This is a genomic window from Campylobacter concisus (assembly GCF_002912895.1).
Taxonomy (GTDB): domain Bacteria; phylum Campylobacterota; class Campylobacteria; order Campylobacterales; family Campylobacteraceae; genus Campylobacter_A; species Campylobacter_A concisus_G.
In genome coordinates this window covers 1-16,347 of the sequence record NZ_POZX01000021.1, presented here as the reverse complement: position 1 = coordinate 16,347, position 16,347 = coordinate 1, and the positions used below count along the sequence as shown (strand labels likewise).

The 16,347-nt window shown below is 38.5% G+C and carries 15 protein-coding genes; all 15 read left to right on the top strand.

Going from position 1 to position 16,347, the window contains the following annotated elements:
* The first annotated feature begins 103 nt into the window (after window positions 1–103).
* From CYP51_RS02290 to CYP51_RS02220, 15 genes are read left to right on the top strand one after another with little or no spacing between them, the layout of a single operon-like run.
* The gene (locus tag CYP51_RS02290; protein ID WP_021090439.1) at window positions 104–493 is read left to right on the top strand and encodes an NAD(P)H-quinone oxidoreductase subunit 3; all 390 of its coding nucleotides are present in this window, start codon (window positions 104–106) and stop codon (window positions 491–493) included.
* Window positions 475–987: a NuoB/complex I 20 kDa subunit family protein gene (locus CYP51_RS02285; protein WP_103624212.1), complete on the top strand. Its 513-nt coding sequence runs from the start codon at window positions 475–477 to the stop codon at window positions 985–987. The genes CYP51_RS02290 and CYP51_RS02285 overlap by 19 nt, the downstream gene beginning before the upstream one ends.
* Window positions 984–1,742 carry an NADH-quinone oxidoreductase subunit C gene (locus CYP51_RS02280; protein WP_103624211.1) on the top strand — a complete coding sequence of 253 codons (759 nt, stop codon included), beginning with the start codon at window positions 984–986 and terminating at the stop codon, window positions 1,740–1,742. Before CYP51_RS02285 ends, CYP51_RS02280 begins: the two co-directional genes overlap by 4 nt.
* Complete coding sequence (gene nuoD, locus CYP51_RS02275; protein WP_103624210.1) at window positions 1,739–2,968, top strand: NADH dehydrogenase (quinone) subunit D; 1,230 nt, start codon at window positions 1,739–1,741, stop codon at window positions 2,966–2,968. Before CYP51_RS02280 ends, nuoD begins: the two co-directional genes overlap by 4 nt.
* Window positions 2,965–3,195 carry an NADH-ubiquinone oxidoreductase subunit E family protein gene (locus tag CYP51_RS02270; protein WP_103624209.1) on the top strand — a complete coding sequence of 77 codons (231 nt, stop codon included), beginning with the start codon at window positions 2,965–2,967 and terminating at the stop codon, window positions 3,193–3,195. The genes nuoD and CYP51_RS02270 overlap by 4 nt, the downstream gene beginning before the upstream one ends.
* Entirely contained in the window at window positions 3,192–3,902 is a 711-nt protein-coding gene (locus CYP51_RS02265; protein WP_103624208.1) for a hypothetical protein, read from the top strand. The genes CYP51_RS02270 and CYP51_RS02265 overlap by 4 nt, the downstream gene beginning before the upstream one ends.
* The gene (locus CYP51_RS02260) at window positions 3,899–6,199 is read left to right on the top strand and encodes an NADH-quinone oxidoreductase subunit G (protein WP_103624207.1); all 2,301 of its coding nucleotides are present in this window, start codon (window positions 3,899–3,901) and stop codon (window positions 6,197–6,199) included. Before CYP51_RS02265 ends, CYP51_RS02260 begins: the two co-directional genes overlap by 4 nt.
* Complete coding sequence (gene nuoH / locus CYP51_RS02255) at window positions 6,192–7,187, top strand: NADH-quinone oxidoreductase subunit NuoH (RefSeq protein WP_103624206.1); 996 nt, start codon at window positions 6,192–6,194, stop codon at window positions 7,185–7,187. Before CYP51_RS02260 ends, nuoH begins: the two co-directional genes overlap by 8 nt.
* Before the next feature lie 8 nt (window positions 7,188–7,195).
* Window positions 7,196–7,813 (top strand): NADH-quinone oxidoreductase subunit NuoI, encoded by a 618-nt coding sequence (nuoI, locus tag CYP51_RS02250; RefSeq protein ID WP_103624205.1) that lies wholly within the window; start codon window positions 7,196–7,198, stop codon window positions 7,811–7,813.
* A gap of 23 nt (window positions 7,814–7,836) precedes the next feature.
* Window positions 7,837–8,373, top strand: a complete 537-nt coding sequence (locus CYP51_RS02245; RefSeq protein ID WP_103624204.1) for an NADH-quinone oxidoreductase subunit J — start codon at window positions 7,837–7,839, stop codon at window positions 8,371–8,373.
* Window positions 8,370–8,672 (top strand): NADH-quinone oxidoreductase subunit NuoK, encoded by a 303-nt coding sequence (nuoK, locus tag CYP51_RS02240; protein WP_085657926.1) that lies wholly within the window; start codon window positions 8,370–8,372, stop codon window positions 8,670–8,672. The genes CYP51_RS02245 and nuoK overlap by 4 nt, the downstream gene beginning before the upstream one ends.
* A 3-nt stretch (window positions 8,673–8,675) precedes the next feature.
* On the top strand, window positions 8,676–10,514 hold the full coding sequence (gene nuoL, locus CYP51_RS02235) for an NADH-quinone oxidoreductase subunit L (RefSeq protein WP_103624203.1): 1,839 nt from the start codon (window positions 8,676–8,678) through the stop codon (window positions 10,512–10,514).
* The gene (locus CYP51_RS02230) at window positions 10,514–12,025 is read left to right on the top strand and encodes an NADH-quinone oxidoreductase subunit M (RefSeq protein ID WP_103624202.1); all 1,512 of its coding nucleotides are present in this window, start codon (window positions 10,514–10,516) and stop codon (window positions 12,023–12,025) included. The genes nuoL and CYP51_RS02230 overlap by 1 nt, the downstream gene beginning before the upstream one ends.
* On the top strand, window positions 12,022–13,512 hold the full coding sequence (gene nuoN, locus CYP51_RS02225; protein ID WP_103624201.1) for an NADH-quinone oxidoreductase subunit NuoN: 1,491 nt from the start codon (window positions 12,022–12,024) through the stop codon (window positions 13,510–13,512). Before CYP51_RS02230 ends, nuoN begins: the two co-directional genes overlap by 4 nt.
* A 22-nt stretch (window positions 13,513–13,534) precedes the next feature.
* Window positions 13,535–15,910 carry a tetratricopeptide repeat protein gene (locus tag CYP51_RS02220; RefSeq protein ID WP_103624228.1) on the top strand — a complete coding sequence of 792 codons (2,376 nt, stop codon included), beginning with the start codon at window positions 13,535–13,537 and terminating at the stop codon, window positions 15,908–15,910.
* Window positions 15,911–16,347 lie beyond the last annotated feature (437 nt).

Below are 16,347 nucleotides of genomic sequence, written 5' to 3'. Positions count from 1 at the left end.
GTAATTTTTACACAAAAGCACAATACTCACCCTACTCTTAAGCCGTTTCAAGCTCAAATAAATTTAAATTTAGTAGAATCTTAAAAATTAAAAAAGGCAAAGTATGTCACATTCGGAGCTTGAAAGCACCTATTTTGGTGCATTTATCATACTTTTACTAGCGACTTGTTCATTTTGTTTAATAACATTCTTATCTTCGAAAATAAGCAAAAAACTAGCCAACCGCAATACCCAGCGTCTAAAACTTGGCTTTTATGAGTGTGGTCCAACCACTGTAAAACAGCCAAATAAGATAAATATCCACTACTTTTTTTATGGAATTTTATTTATTTTGTTTGATGTTGAAGTCATTTTTATGTATCCGTGGGCGGTGGATTTTAGGCTACTTGGAATTTTTGGACTAATCGAAATGTTGCTTTTTGTGGCGATTTTACTTATCGGCTTTGCTTATGCTTGGCAAAAAGGAGTCTTTAAATGGCAAAGCATCAGATAAATTACGCTGCAAATGGTGGCTTGCCAGTCGCTTTAACAACCGTTGATAAGCTAGTTCAGTGGGGCAGGAGCAACTCGCTTTGGGCACTTAGCTACGGGCTTGCTTGCTGTGCGATCGAGATGATGGCAAGTGGCGCTAGTAGATATGACTTTGATAGATTTGGCACCATTTTTAGAGCAAGTCCAAGACACTCAGAGGTGATGATCATAGCTGGCACGCTAACTAAAAAACACGCTGAGTTTACAAGACGTCTTTATGATCAGATGCCTGAGCCAAAATGGGTCATCTCAATGGGTAGCTGTGCAAACACTGGCGGCATGTTTAACACCTATTCAACCGTTCAAGGTGTTGATAGAATAATACCAGTTGATATCTACATCCCAGGCTGTGCTCCTCGCCCAGAAACGCTTCAATACGCGCTTATGATGCTTCAAAAAAAGATAAGAAAACAAAGTGCATTTAGGGCGCAAAAGCCAAGAAAGCTTGAGATATGAGAGAGTATAAGCCAAAAAACGATCTGCAAAAAAAGCAGTACTATAGCGAGAAATTTTATATCGCCAAGCAGACGCCAAAAGAAGCAGCAAGTGGCTCTAAATTTGACGAGGAGCTGGCTGTTTTAGAGCAAAGCGGAGTAGAAAATTTATCTAGCTACGTGGAGTTTGATCAGCTTGTAATTTATATAAATTCTAGTGAAAATTTTAAAGCTCTTGAGACACTAAAAAGCTTTGGTTACGAACAGCTTAGTGAGCTTGCAGCACTTGATTTCATAAATCAAAAAGGTGGATATGAAGTCTTTTATCAGCTTCTTAGCATTAGTAAAAATAGACGCGCTCGTGTAAAATGCTTTGTAAAAAAAGATGAAATGCTAAAAAGTGTTTGCGAGCTTTATAAAAGCGCAAACTGGGCTGAGCGCGAGATGTATGATCTAAGCGGCGTTCTCATTAAAGATCATCCAAATTTAAAGCGCCTCATCATGCCTGATGACTGGCACTCACACCCGCTCTTAAAGAGCTATCCGCTAACTGGCGACGAGGCTGCCAAATGGTACGAGGTGGATAAAATTTTTGGAAGTGAATTTAGAGAGCAAATTGGCGAAGAGAACCGCGACCCAGCATATGTGGACGAGAAAGATACCTTTGGATTTTCAAGGGTGTTTAGCGAAGAGTACGAGTATCAAGAAGATGGTGGCGTAAAATTTGTCAAAAAGGCTAAATTTAGCCAGAGCCAGATAGTAAAGGAAAGACCTTGAGCCAGTCACCAAACCGCTTAAAACCATTTTTTGAAAATTTAGAATTTGAGCAAAATGACGGCAAGATGATATTAAATTTTGGCCCACAGCACCCAAGCGCTCATGGTCAGCTAAAGCTCGTGCTTGAGCTTGATGGCGAAAAGGTCGTGCGTGCCATGCCAGAGGTTGGTTTTATGCACCGAGGCGTTGAGAAGATGGCTGAAAATATGACCTATCAGGAATTTATCCCAGTGACTGACAGGGTTGATTACATCGCATCAAGTGCAAATAACTACGCATTTTGCGCGGCTGTGGAGAAGCTTTGCGCTATCGAAGTGCCTCGCCGTGCGCAGATTATTAGAGTGATGCTTTTGGAGCTAAACCGCATCAGCTCACACCTTTTATTTTTAGCCACGCATGCCCTTGATGTGGGGGCAATGAGCGTCTTTTTATACGCATTTAGAGAGCGCGAATACGTCCTTGATCTTATAGAAAAATACTGCGGCGCAAGACTAACTCATAGCTCGATAAGGATCGGTGGTGTGCCGCTTGATCTGCCTGATGGCTGGTGCGAGGAGCTGCTTAAATTTTGCGAAAAATTTCCAAGCGACATCACACTTTATGAAGATCTGCTAAGCGAAAATAGAATTTGGCAAGCAAGGCTTATTGATGTGGGCGTAATTAGCAAAGAGCTAGCCCTTAGTAGCGGCTGCTCTGGCGTCATGCTAAGAGCAAGCGGGGTCGCACGTGATATCAGAAAAGAAGAGCCATATCTCATCTATGATGAGCTAGAATTTGACGTGCCTTATGCGACACACGGCGACTGCTACGCAAGGTATCTGCTTTACATGAAAGAGATGCGCGAGTGCGTGAAAATTTTAAAGCAGTGTGTTAGCAAGTATCAAATAAGTAGCCCTGCGATCATCGCCGACGCGCCAGATTACGTGAGCGCTTCAAAAGAGCAGATAATGAGCCAAAACTACTCGCTAATGCAGCATTTTGTGCTAATAACTCAGGGACTAAAGCCACCAAAAGGTGAAATTTACTTTGCTAGCGAATCGCCAAAGGGCGAGCTTGGAATTTATATAAACTCAGATGGCAGCGCAAGCCCATATCGCCTAAAAATTCGCACACCAAGCTTTTGGCACTGCGCTATTTATGAAGATTTATTAGTAGGTCAGTACGTCGCTGATGTCGCTACGATAATTGGTAGCACAAATATCATCTTAGGCGAGGTCGATAGATGAGAAGGGTCGATCTTAGACACTTAAAGAGTGAGTTTTTGAGCACTCTTGGACAGCAGATAAAGGCTAGCGAGGCTGGCGAAGTGATTATATTTTTATTTGAGATAGGTGATTTTAGTGGTGTGACAAAGGCTGCAAATTTAGCCTATAATCTAAACTGCGAAGTGATGAACTCACTTAAATTTAACCAAGTTGATTGGGTATTAACCATAAAAAAGGGCAAGATATGAAATTTAATGATTTAATAGCAGGTAAAAGCTTAAGCATTGCAAATTTACTAAGCTTGAGCGATAAAAATTTAGCAAAAAAGATAAAAGAGCACGAATTTAAGTACATCTCTTGCATTGAAGATAGCGAGCTTGGCGGCGAAAATTTAATCCGCTGTGAAATAGGCTCAATAAGCTACGTCTTAGCTCTTCTTTGCAAATACGCAAATTTATCTTGCGATGAGTTTTTTAGTGAGCTTGATGATGGGCTGATAAGTGGCGAGTGCAACGTGGGTGAGGAGGAGTTTGAGGAACTTGGCGAGTGGATAAAGGACGTTAAAAACATCGTTGTTGATGATTCATTTTTTACTCATCCAGATAAAGATGCGATCTTTTGGCTACTTGAAATTTTAGGCAAAAATGTCGTTTTAGCTGGTGGTTGCAGGAAAGAATTTAATGATTATCACAAAATAGACGAGCTAAAAGAGCTTGAAAATTTTGACGGAGCGGTCGTTTATCTAAACAAGAACGCAAGCGATGAGATCGTAGGTGGTGTGCAGTTTGGTATCGTAGCAAAGGCAAAAGATGGCGATATACTAGAGCTTAAAGCAAAAGATTTTAGCGTGAAGGCAAAATTTAAACTAGACCATTCGTTAAAAGGCACAGTTGCGATATTTGGCGCAAAAGAGTTTGATGGATACGCATTTAAACAAGTAGTAGTTAGTAAATGAAAATAAGCATAAATGATCAAATTTTAGAAGCAGATGAGGGCGAGAGTATCCTAAATATCGCAAGGGCAAATGGAATTTATATCCCAGCTCTTTGCTATCTTAGTGGCTGCTCACCAACTCTTGCTTGTAGACTTTGCATGGTCGAGGCAAATGGCAAAGTAGTTTATAGCTGCAATGCCAAAGCAAAAGAGGATATGCAAATTTATACAAACACGCCAGAAATCGCTGCCGAGCGAAATGCGATCATGCAGACTTACTGCGTAAATCATCCGATTCAATGTGGCGTTTGTGATAAAAGCGGCGAATGCGAACTACAAAATTTAACCACGCATCTAAAAGTAAATGAGCAAAAATTTGCCATAACTGACACGCATAAACCACATAAAAAATGGGGGCTAATCAACTACGATCCAGCTCTTTGCATAGTCTGCGAAAGATGTGTCACTGTTTGTAAGGATAGGATCGGTGAGAGTGCGCTAAAGACCGTACCAAGAGGCGTTGAGGTGCCAAAAGAGCTAAAAGAGAGTATGCCAAAAGATGCCTATGCTGTTTTTAGCAAAATGCAAAAAAGCTTAATAGGCCCAAGCGTGGGCGAGAGTCTTGACTGCTCATTTTGCGGCGAGTGTATCAGCGTTTGCCCTACTGGAGCGCTTATTAGTTCGCATTTTCAATATAGCACAAATATCTGGGAGCTAAACCCTATCCCAGCAGCAAATCCACATCAAAGCGATTGCGAGCTAATTTACTATGATGTAAAAGAAAAGAGCACTAGCGATAGAAGTAAGCAAATTTACCGCGTCAACAATGATTTTACATTTGGCGAAATAAGTGGAGCAGCTAGGTTTGGCTATGACTTTCACAACGAGCTTGCCTGTAAGAATGAAGAGAAATTTGAAGAGATTGTTTTAAATATTAAAAATGGCGCGATCAAAAATATAAAATTTAATAGCTTCATCACAAACGAAGAGGCCCTTATTTTAGAGCGTTTAAGAGAGAAATTTGATCTAAATTTAATAAATAATGAAGCGCTAAATTATCAAAAATTTTTAAATAAATTTAGTGAATTTAGTGGGCTTAGCTCATATAACGCAGATTATGCAGATATTAAAAATAGCGATTTTATCATCACTGCTGGCAGTTTCTTAAGGCATGAGAGTCCAGTGACAAGCTTTAAGTTAAATAACGCTTTAAAAATGAACAAAGCAGCTGGAATTTACTTTCATCACATAGCCGATGAGATCGTTAAAAAATATTCTAAAAATTTTATCTATGTAGCGCATGAAGCTGGAAAATTAGAGCAAATTTTACTTTTTATACTTAAAAACTGGGGTAAAAATTTACCTAGCGCACTTACATCAAAGCTTGAAAATTTTGATGAAAATTTTGGCTTATATATACTGGCTTTAAGCGAGGGCAAAAGGAAATTTACGCTCATTTTAGGAAGCGATTTTTATACGGATGAAAATGCGAATTTACTAGCCGCACTTACTGGAGTGATCGCAAGAGCTACGCCTTTTCGTGTGATGCTAATACCACCACGCACAAACTCACTTGGCGTTGCTAAAATTTGCACTCTTACAAGCGAGAAAAAGCCTGGCAAGACGCTTGGCTATAACGAAAATGGTGATTATAAATTTAGCATTTTTGAAGGTGACATCGATGCTAGCGCGCTAAATCAGCAAGAAGGAACATTTACAAGCATAAATAACGCCCTAGTGCCAACAAATGTGGCGATACCGCACAAAGGTTATTTTCTAAACGATATCGCAAATGCACTTGGACTAATGGCTAAAGATACGATTGATTACACGCCACTTTTGCCAAAAGAAAAAGGATATAGAGGCATTAAATTTGATGATTTAGAAAATTTTTACGCAAACAACGGCACAAGTCACAGAGGTTATAAACTAGAAATTTCAAATTTTACGCCAAATGATGATATATATCCGCTTTTAAAAGATAGCAAGAGCATAAATTTAAAAGATGACGAGGCACTTATAAATCTTGCAAATCCTATAAATTTACCATCATTTTTTGCAAACTATGCCACACAAACAGCCAAAAGAGCGAAGCTTTATGCAAGTAGCGAATTTATGGCTAAATTTGAAATTTCACAAAATGAAGCGATTGTTTTAGAAAAAGATAGGCGAAAGCTTGCCATTTGTGTGGAGCTTGATAGCGAGCTTGGCGGAGTTGGTGCGTATTTAGGTGATTATGACGACAAGCTTAATGTGGGCGTTATATTTAATGGTAAAAGCTACGCCGTAGTTAAAATCATAAAGGCAAAAGATGAGTGAAACACTATTTTTTGTGCTAAGCACTATCATTAAAGCCGTGGTCATCTTAGCCGTCATGGCAAGCCTTGCAGGACTTGCAACTTATGCTGAGAGAAAGGTACTAGCCTACATGCAGCGCCGCGTGGGACCTGATATGGTGGGACCTGCTGGAATTTTACAGATAGTAGCTGACATGATAAAACTCTTTATAAAAGAGGATATCGTACCAGCAAATACGAATAAATTTATCTTTTTAATAGCTCCACTAATATCAGCCATTGCCGCATTTGCAGCGCTTGCACCTGTTCCATTTTTGCCTGAGTTTGAAATTTTTGGACATACATTACGTCCGATTCTCTCAGATATAAATGTTGGTATTTTATACATAGCTGGCGTTGCTTCAGTTTGCGTTTTCTCTCCACTTGCAGCAGGTCTTGCAAGCTATAATAAATTTGCATTAATTAGTGCAGCTCGCGCAGTAGTCTCACTTCTTAGTTTTGAAATAGTCGCTGGCATGGCTCTTTTAAGCGTCGTAATGGTAACTAGCTCACTCTCACTTGTGGATATAAACAACTATCAAAAAGGAATTTTTGGCTGGCTTATATTTAAGCAGCCCCTTGCCTTTTTGCTCTTTTTAATAGCAAGCTTCGTGGAGTGCAATAGAACGCCATTTTGCTTAACAGAAAACGAAACAGAGATAGTAGCAGGCTATGGCACCGAGTATAGCGGCATGAGATGGGCGATGTTTTTCATCGGCGAGTACACAAATATGATCGCTGCTAGCATCATCATTACGATTTTATTTTTAGGTGGATTTAACGAATTTTTATTTATCCCAGGTGCTTTGATGATCATCTTAAAATCAAGCGTTGTCTTTTTCTTTTTTCTTTGGGTAAGGGCTTCATGGGCACATTTAAGAGTTGATCAGTTAAGTGCATTTTGCTGGAAAATTTTGCTTCCACTTGGAATTTTAAATATCGTAATCACTGGCTTTATGCTACTAATCTAAGGCGAAAAATGAGTGAGAAAAAATATATTTTAATAGATGAAAAGTTAAAGCCAAAGAGCACGTTTGATAAATTTAAGCACTTCATCGCTGCCACATTTAAGCCTGATCTTTTGATCGGACTAAAAGTCACGATAAAGCAGATGTTCTTTAGCAAGTCGCATACTTTAAAATACCCTATGCAAAAGATGGAGCTAAATGCTAGATATAGGGGTATTCACAAGCTTTTAAAATTTGTTGAAAGTGAAAATGAACGTTGCATTGGGTGCGGGCTATGTGAGAAAATTTGCGTTAGCAACTGTATTTCGATGAAGACTTCACTTGGTGAAGATGGCCGCAAAAAGGTCGCAAGCTACTCAATAAATTTAAGTAGATGCGTGTATTGTGGATTTTGTGCTGATGTTTGCCCTGAGCTTGCGATAGTTTGCGGACAAGAGTACGAAGTTGCAAGTGAGAGTAGGATTATATTTGGCACAAAAGATGAGTTTTTGACAAAAGATAAATTTTTAAAAGATCAAAGCGAGTTTGAAGGATACGGAGCGCTTCCTAAAAATGCTGATAGCTTAATCAAAAAGACACCAAATGCATTTATAAGCGAAAATGAAAATGAGACAAAAAGTGATGAGTAGTATAAATTTTAAAAGGGCAAAAGATGTATGAGAGTTTTGCATTTTATCTTTTTAGCACCTTGGTTTTAGTTAGTTTTTCTTTTAGTGTATTTTGCAAAAACGCACTAAATGCAGTCTCTGCGCTAGCTGCTGGCATGGTCTTTATCTCGGCTATATTTTTCTTACTTGGAGCGGAATTTTTAGGCGTAGTGCAGATCATCGTATACACAGGTGCTGTGGTCGTTTTATACGCATTTGCGATGATGTTTTTTGATAGCAGTAAAGAATGTGAGCCAAAAAGTAGCAAAAAAGCAAAGATCACCATCTATCTTTTAAGTAGCTTTATAGCACTTCTTTTGATATTTATATTTTTAGTACCTATTTATGGTGCAAAATTTGATGGATTAAGTCCCATTGCTAGCGAGCTTGGCAATATCGAGGCTATTGGAATTTTTCTTTTTAGCAAGTATTTAATCGCTTTTGAGATGTGTGCTGTAATGCTTCTTGTGGCAATGGTTGCTGGCATTATCTTGATACATAAAGACCTAAATACTAAAAATACACTAGAGGAGATGCTATGATAGGGCTTACCCACTACCTCATCCTTGCAAGTTTAGTCTTTGTCATAGGGCTAATTGGCATAATGCGAAGAAGAAATTTGATCATGCTATTTTTCTCAAGTGAAATTTTACTAAACTCGGCAAATATCGCACTTGCTGCCATTTCAAAATATCACTTTGATTTAACTGGACAAATAGTTGCATTTTTTATAGTTGCCATCGCGGCTAGTGAAGTCGCTGTGGGGCTTGGCCTGCTCGTGCTTTGGTATAAAAAGACTGGCAGCATTAGCCTAGATTCGATGACAAATATGAAAGGCTAAGAGATGACTTTATTTTGTATTTCACTATTTTTCCCTCTTCTTAGCTTTATCGTTTCTGGACTTTTTTCACATAGTAGTAAAAATTTTTTACTTGGTATCTTTTGCTCACTTTTAATGATAATTAGCACAACTGCCTCACTCATGCTAACAGCTAGCCTTGGCATAGATGAACCGCTAAATTTATCACTAAAAGAATTTATAAATTTCGGTGGTCTAGATTTAAATTTTGGCTTCTATCTTGACGCCATTAGCCTTGTTATGCTTAGCACTGTGGGTGTGGTAGCTAGTGTAGTGCATATATATTCGATTGGCTACATGAAAGATGACGCAAGCTTTAACCGCTTTTTTAGTTATCTTGGGCTCTTTGTCTTTTGTATGAACGTCCTTGTATCAAGCGATAACTTTATAAGGTTGTTCATCGGCTGGGAGGGCGTTGGACTTTGCTCGTGGTTACTCATTGGCTTTTGGTATAAAAGAGCTAGTGCAAATATCGCTGCAAACGAAGCCTTTATAATGAATAGAGTCGCTGACCTCGCGATGCTTGTTGGCATTTTTTATATATTTTATAGCTTTGACTCACTTAAATTTAGCGAGGTTTTTAACGCTAGAAGCGACTTTAGCGGGCTAAATTTAGGCATCATTGCAACACTTCTTTTTATAGGCGCCATGGGTAAAAGTGCACAGTTTCCATTTCACACTTGGCTTGCAAACGCCATGGAGGGGCCAACTCCAGTTTCTGCGCTCATTCACGCTGCGACCATGGTAACGGCTGGCGTTTATCTAGTCATACGCGCGAATTTCATCTTTGTAAACGTGCCTGAAGTATCACACTTTATAGCTTACCTTGGCACATTTGTAGCGATATTTGCAGCTAGCATCGCGCTTGTGCATAATGACCTTAAAAAGATCATCGCTTACTCGACACTTTCGCAGCTTGGTTATATGTTTGTAGCAGCTGGTCTTGGGGCTTACAAGATCGCACTTTTTCACCTTGTCACGCACGCATTTTTTAAGTCGCTTCTCTTTTTATGCGCTGGTAACGTCATGCACGCGATGAATGATGAGCTAAATATCAAAAAAATGGGCGGACTTTATAAATTTATGAAGCCAACTGCGCTCCTTTCTATCATCGCAAGCTGTGCGCTGGCTGGCTTTTATCCATTTGCTGGCTTTTTCTCTAAAGATAAAATTTTAGAGGTTGCTTTTAGTGAGAATAAATTTTTATGGATTATTTTACTCTTTGGTGCCGTACTTACGGCATTTTATAGCTTTAGGCTCGTTATGCTTGTATTTTTTGCAAAACCAAAGAGCGAGAAACATGTGCATGAAGCTAAAAATTACATGCTAGCTGGCATGGCAGCACTTGGTGTGCTCTCTATCATTAGCGGCTTTTTTTGGAGCAACTTTAGTGGATTTTTAGAAAAAAGCTTAAAAGATTTTTCACTAAATTTATCTCATGGCAGCGAAATTTTTTTACTTATTTTAACACTTAGTCTAGTGCTAGCAAGCGCTGGCTTTGCAGTATTTGCTTATAAAAAAGAAATTTTTAAAGAGAGTGTTTGTGAGAGCAGAATTTATAAAATTTTACAAAATGCCTACTTTATCCCAAAATTTTATGAGAAATTTTTTATAAATGGCTACACAAGGCTATCTCAAAATTGCAAAAAATTTGACGAGATGATAATCGATAAAAGCGTCGATCTAGTCGCACTTGCCTTTACTAAATTTGCATATTTAGCAAACAAAATGCAAAGCGGCGACTTAAGCATCATGCTTAGGTTTATGGTTGCAGGATTTGCCTTGCTTTTAAGCTTTATATTTTTATTAAACGGAGCCAAATAATGCTAAATGTCATCATATTTTTCCCTGCCATTAGTGCTATGCTTGGCTTCTTGATAGAAAATAAAAGTATCAAATTTTACGGAGCAAGCATCGCTCTTATTGAGCTTTTGTTAGCCATTTTTATCTGTTTTAATGTTGATTTTAAAGGCTATGAGTTCGTACTCATGCATCAAGTCCCGCTCATACCAAGTCTAAATATCAGCTATTTTGTCGGCATCGATACCATTTCGCTAACACTTATCGTACTTAGTGCATTTATGAGCTTCATCTCTATCGCCGCACTTAGTGATGATGGAAATTTAAAGCATCTAATTATTAGCGTGTTATTTTTAGAGAGCACGATGATGGGCGTCTTTAGCGCACTTGATATGATCTTGTTTTATAGCTTTTGGGAGCTTAGCCTCATACCGCTTCTTTACATCATCGGCGCATTTGGCAGTAAAAATAGAATTTACGCTGCGATTAAATTTTTCATCTATACATTTTTGGGCTCTGTCTTTATGCTAGTAGCGATCATCTTTATCGGCTATTTGTGCTATCAAAAAAGTGGTGCCTTTAGTTTTAGCTTGCTTGACTGGTATAAGCTTGGCATCGGAGAAAATGCTCAAATTTGGCTATTTTTAGCATTTTTCTTTGCTTTTGGCGTGAAAACTCCATTATTTCCATTTCACACGTGGCTGCCTTACGCGCACGGACAGGCTCCAACTATCGGCTCAGTGCTGCTTGCTAGTGTGCTTTTAAAGATGGGCACTTACGGCTTTGTGAGATTTTCGCTCCCACTTTTTCCAGATGCGAGCCTACTTTTAAGCGGCCTTGTCTGCATTATAGCCATCATCATGATCATCTACGCAGCCCTTGTTGCCTATGCGCAAAGCGATATGAAGCAAGTGATCGCTTATAGCTCCATTTCACACATGGGCGTCATCATGCTTGGCATATTTTCGCTAAATTTAATAGGTCTTGGCGGCTCAATATTTTTGATGATAAGCCACGGCATCGTAAGTGGCGCGCTATTTTTGTTAGTTGGCGTCATCTACGAGAGGGCTCACACCAAAGAAATTTGCGAATTTGGCGGCCTTGCCAAGGTGATGCCAAAGTATGCGCTTATATTTTTTATAGCAACGCTTGCAAGTATCGGCTTGCCGTTAACGATCGGCTTTGTGGGCGAGTTTTTGAGCCTGCTTGGCGTCTTTAAGCTAAATAAGCTCTTTGCGCTACTTGGTGGCTTTAGCATCATCGTGGGCGCTGTTTATATGCTGGTGCTTTATAAAAGGGTATTTTTTGGCGAGTGTAAGAAGAAAAATTTAAGCCTAAAGGATCTAAATTTTAAAGAGTTAGCCGCTCTTGTGCCACTTTGCTTACTCATCATCGCCCTTGGTATCGCTCCAAATTTAATCCTAAAGCCGCTTGAGCCAAGCGTGCAAAATATCATAAGCAAAATGCAAACTAGAGCTGTAAATAGCGATACAAAAGATAAAATTTCATCTTTAAATGGCGGGAGCAAACTATGAACGAAATAGCCTTTTTAGACCTAAACGAGATCTCTTTGCAATCACTCTCGCCGATGCTTAGCATGATGGTTTTTGCACTTTTTATCCTCATAGTAGGTGCTATAAAAAAGGATCTTTCGAGGAATTTCTACTGCGTATTTTGCATCATCGCAATATTTGTAAATTTGGGCCTAATACTTGATTTTAACGGTCTTAGCCTTAGCTTTTGGGATATGCTTTTAGTTGATGGGGTTTCGGTCATTTCTCAAGTCATCATCCTAATCGCCTCAGCACTTTTTATCCCGCTCGCACTTAGCACAAAAGAGTATTTTGAGTACAAAATTTATGAGTATTACGCGCTATTTTTGTTTATGATCGCTGGATTTTTGTTTATGGTGAGCTCAAATAACTTACTCATCATCTTTTTAGGCCTTGAGATCAGCTCGCTTTGCCTCTACACCCTAATCGCCCTTCACAACAAGGCAAAAAGCGTTGAGGCTGCTATAAAATACTTTGCTATGGGCTCACTCTCAGCTGGCTTTTTTGCGATGGCGATAGCGATGTTTTATCTAGCGACAAACTCAATAGACATCGCTCGTATCGGCATTGTGATAAAAGATCTGAGCCTAAATCAAAATTTAATCATCTTACTTGGCTGCGTTTTCATCGCCTCAGCCATTGGCTTTAAACTCTCGCTCATACCATTTCACACGTGGATACCAGACGTTTACGAGGGCTCAAATGCCCCGCTAGCAGGCTATATGTCGATTGTGCCAAAGGTAGCGGCATTTATCGTCGCACTTCGCGTCTTTACCATGCTTGAAGCCTCGCAAATTTCGTGGATAAAAGACCTTCTTTACATCATCGCCGTGCTTACGATGAGCCTTGCAAATATCATGGCTCTAGTGCAAAAGGATGTAAAAAGAATGCTCGCCTTTAGCTCCATAGCTCACGCTGGTGTCGTGCTTTGCGCGCTTGTGGCAAATTCTCACGAGGCAAATGTTGCCTTGTTTTTTTACTGGGTCATGTTTTTGTTTGCAAATTTGGGTGCATTTTCTATGCTCTGGGTGGCAAGGTGCGACGACGTTGTCTGCTGGGACAAACGCTTTAAACATCCATTTGAGAAATTTTCAGGGCTTATTAAAATTTTACCAAGCTATGCCGTGATAATGGGAATTTTTATGATCGCCCTTGCTGGCATTCCACCATTTAGTGTATTTTGGGGCAAAATGGTACTTGTAGCCTCGCTCATAAAAGCTGACTATGTCATGCTTAGCGTCATTATCATGGTAAACTCCGCCATTGCTATCTACTACTACCTAAAGCTCATTGTCTTTATGTTTTTAAAAGAGCCTATCGTACAGGATAAAAACCTCTACACAGCAAACGTCTCGATGGCACTAAAGGTAATAGTTGGCATCGCAGTGGCCGGAACGGTCTTTGCCTTTTTGTTTTCTGGGGCAATTTTAGAATTTATTGGGCATTTTGTCTTTGCTTCAGGATTTTAGAAAATTTAACTATAATGGCGGCATGAAAAAGCTCTTAATCATTTTATTTTTTCCGCTTTATCTAACTGCTTTTAGCCTTAGTCTAAACAGCGGCGCAAATGGCAATAAGCCTTACAGCGTCCTACAACTAAGCGATGAGCAAGAATTTGAATGTGTGGAGCAAATTTTAGCCTATGATACAAAGCGTTATGTCTGCATGCTAAATGATGGAATTTTACCCAACATCGAGGACACGACGCTACCACTAATGGATATAAAATACAAAAAGCAAGATGGCAAGCTCTTTATCGTGATCATGCCAAAAGCACCATCAAAGTTACTAAACGTCCAGACCGAGCTTTACAACAATCCAAGCGTGCAAGATACGCCAAGAACCAGCATCTCAAAGCACTTTAGCATCATCATCGACACATCTTTGGTAGAGAGTAGCAAAAAGAGATCTGGGCTAAACTTTGCCCCTGACTTTAAAGATATGCTAAGTCCCAGCATTGGGGCATTAGATCTTAATAAAGCTCCTATTACCGGGCTAGATAGCAACGATATAGATATCTATATAAATATAAAAAGAGCTTACGAAAAAGGCGCTTTTGAAAGCGTAGTAAAAGATACTCAAACTGCGATAAAAAGACACCCAAAGAGTCTTTTTTCTAGTGAATTTTTACTTTACAGACTAAGAGCACTTGATAAAATTTTTGAAACAAAAAGCGAGCTTGAAGAGCTTGAGCCAAAGGACATCGTGAGCGAAGGCAGAGTTTGGATCAGAAAATTTCCATCTGACGAAAGCTACCCAGAGGTGCTATATCTGATCGCCAGAGCCTACCTAAAAGATAGCATCGCAAGTGATGCGAAATATATGCTTGATATCCTAAACGAAGAGCACGCGAATTCAAAATTTACAAAACTTGCAACGCTTGATTATGCTGATTATCTTTACAAAATAGGCAGACAAAAAGAAGCACTTAGTGACTATGAAAAGGTGCTTTACTCGACAAATGATATAGACCTTGCAAGTAGAGCAGCGCTCAGTTTGGCGGATGCGAATATCGATAAAGAAAAATTTGACGAAGCAAAGAAATTTGTGCTCAAAATCGCAAATGCAAATGAAAAATTTTTTATGAACAACCCAACAAAATCGATGAACCTAGCATCTACATTTGCCAGTAAAGATATACCTGATGTAGCCGCTAAAATATATGAGATACTAATAAATAATAGCGATAGAACAAAAGATTTTTATGAAGTTGCATTAAAAAATTTAGCATTAAATCTAGCTAAAACAAAAGATGAAAAAAAGGCGTACGAATACTTAAACCGGTACGAGGCAGAGTTTAAATATGGTGATTATGTCGATGAAGTCACCAAGGCAAAAGATGGTTTATTTTTTGAAGAAGAGGACAAAAACTCTACTGTACTTCACACTAGATATAAAGAGCTCATCGAAAAATATGCTGGGACAAATATTAGTCAAAAGGCTCTAATAAGCGAGCTTGAGCTAGATATTAAAGAGCGTAAATTCTCCGATGCACTATCTTACAAAACCATGGCAAAAGATGGAAATTTAAGTAAGGCAATAGAGCTGATAAATGAGGCTGCGCTAGAGCTTACAAAAGAGTATTTTATAAAAGATGATTGCACGGCTGTTATAAATTTACTTGAAAACTACGATATAAATAAAATCTCATTACCGCAATTTAAGCTCTTTAACTGCTATTACAGAACGGCCCGCTACAACGATGCACTTGAGCTAGCAAAAGCTCATGCAAAAGATGAAAATTTAGAAGATAGAGTCGAATGGCTGGTAAATTTGAGCAAAATTTTATATAAAAACAAAGACTATGAGCATGCGATCATTGCCGCAAATGACGCACTTTCACTTGGCTCATCAGTCGAATATTCAGATCCAACGCCATCTCTTTTTGACAGGTTTTACTCATTGCTTGCATTAAAACGCTTTACGGAGGCGATCTCAACCATTAGCGCTATTGAGCAGCTAAGAGGCCAAGACTTTAAGATTATCGAAGCATATACAGCTATAAGCGACTATGCGATGAAAAGTAATGACTACGCCATAGCTACAACGTATGCCAAAAAAGCTCTTGAGCTACAAACAAAAGCCAAGATAAATACATTTTCACCAAAGATAAATTTTAACTACTCAGAAGCATTATTAAAGACAGATAACCTAGATGAGGCGCTTGACGAGACGAAATTTATACTAAATATGAAGCTTGGACCAGAAGACCGCTTACACGCTTTAAATCTGATAAGCGAAATCTATATAAGGCAAAAACAGTTTAAGTTGGCTAGACCTTATTTAAATGAGTGCTCTGATTCAAATTTTGTAAGCCCGTATAAAGATGCTTGCAAAGCTAAGCTTGATATGATAGGCAAAAACTAAATAAAAAGAAATAGCTTGTTTGCTAGTTTTATATTTGGATTTGAAATTTTAATAGCCTTTATTTTTACTATTTAAATTGAGCTTTCTTTATAATTGCGTCTTTAATATTTTTTACATTGCCACCAAATACTCTTTATATTATAAAAAGAACTATATTTATCGTAAGCCTTAATATATTTTTACGCATGAATCCTGGCTGGTACGATCTTTAAATTTTAAGTACCTTTCTTTATTAACAAATGTAGGCTGCTTTGCGTTTTATAAGCTTAAAAATTAAAAATGCTTAATAATTTTTGCCCAATAGATCAAAGCAAAAACAACTTGTAACGCTCTGTAATCACGTTTCTATGATGTACTTTTATTATATTTATAAAGATTTTTTAGCTTAATTATAAATTAGCTTCTAAAATTTATCACTTACTACACACTAATTAAAC